This window comes from Streptomyces sp. PR69, assembly GCF_026420845.1.
Classification (GTDB): Bacteria; Actinomycetota; Actinomycetes; order Streptomycetales; family Streptomycetaceae; genus Streptomyces.
Genome location: NZ_JAOWCB010000077.1, coordinates 1 through 1,554 on the forward strand (window position 1 = coordinate 1; position 1,554 = coordinate 1,554).

Annotated in this window: 1 protein-coding gene; it reads right to left on the reverse strand. The window is 72.3% G+C overall.

What is annotated here, in order from left to right:
* Nucleotides 1–1,554 (reverse strand): condensation domain-containing protein (locus OF819_RS28935; RefSeq protein ID WP_267246616.1); only part of this gene is annotated, 1,554 nt, incomplete at both ends.

Genomic DNA, 1,554 nt, shown 5'->3' on the forward strand with positions numbered 1-1,554 from the left:
CGACGATGCTCTCGGGTCCCGCGCCCCGGGCGAGCAGCCAGTGCGCGAGCCGGTTGGCGCGGGCGTCGAGCTGCGCGTACGTCACCTCCTGGCCGTCGCAGACGACGGCGACGGCGTCGGGGGTGCGGGCGGCCTGTGCGGCGAACATCGCCGGGACGCTGGTGTCGGGTACGGGGTGTTCGGTGGCGTTCCACTCGGTGAGGATCCGGTGGCGCTCGGCCCCGTCCAGTACGTCGATGGCGCCGATGGGCTGGGCCGCGTCCACGGCCACGGCCTCCAGCACCCGTACGAGACGGCCGAACAGCCGCTGGACCGTCGACGCGTCGAACAGGTCGACCGCGAACTCGACGTTCGCCCGCAGTCCTGCGGGGCGGCCGTCGTCGGTGGACTCCGCCCGGAAACTGAAGTTGAGGTCGAACTTCGCCCCGTTCAGCTCCGGGGCCAGCTCCTCCACCGTGGCGCCGGGCAGTTCCAGGTCCGATCCGGTGTCGGTGCCGACCTGGAGCATGATCTGGAACAGCGGGTTGCGGCCCGCCGAGCGCGGCGGGTTGAGTGCCTCCACGACCCGTTCGAACGGGACCTCCTGATGCCCGTACGCGGCCAGGCTGGCGTCCCGCACCCGGGCCAGCAGCTCCTCGAACGTCGGATCGCCGGACGTGTCGGTGCGCAGGACCAGGGTGTTGACGAAGAAGCCGATCAGCCCGTCCAGGGCCTCGTCCGTGCGACCCGCCACCGGCATGCCGATCGGGATGTCCGTCCCCGCACCGATCCGGGTGAGCAGCGTGGCCAGCGCGGTGTGGACGACCATGGACATGGTGGTGCCGGTCGTGCGGGCCAGCCGGGCCAGCGCCGCGTGCAGCTCGGCGTCCAGCTCCGCCTCGAACACCTCACCGCGCTGCGACGCCACCGCCGGGCGGGGCCGGTCCGTCGGGTAATCCAGCTCCACCGGCAGATCCGCCAGCGCCTCGCGCCAGAAGACGAGCTGCGCGCCGATCACCGAGTCCGGGTCGTCCTCCGAACCGAGCACCTGCCGCTGCCACAGCGCGTAGTCCGCGTACTGCACCGGCAACGGCACCCAGTCCGGCGCCTCACCGGCCAATCGCGCACGGTAGGCGGCGCCCAGGTCGGTGCCGAGCGGCCTCATCGACGCGCCGTCGGTGGCGATGTGGTGGAACAGCACCACCAGCACGTGCTCGTCCGCGCCCGTGGACACCAGGGTCGCCCGGACCAGCAGCTCCGACGAGAGGTCGAAGGCGTGGGCGCCGGTGGTGTGCAGCACCTCCGTCAGTTCGTGCCCGGCGCAGCTGATCCGGTGCAGGGTGACCGGCCGGGGCTCCTGAATGACCTGGACCGGGACACCGTCGACGTCGCGGAACACGGTCCGCAGGGTCTCGTGCCGCTCGGCCAGGTCACCCAGGGCCAGCTCCAGAGCGGCCACGTCCACCGGCCCGCTGACGCGGTAAACCACCGGCAGGTTGTAGGTGGCGCTCGGGCCCTCGAACTGGCCCAGGAACCACAGCCGCTGCTGCGCGTACGACACCGGCACCAGCTCCG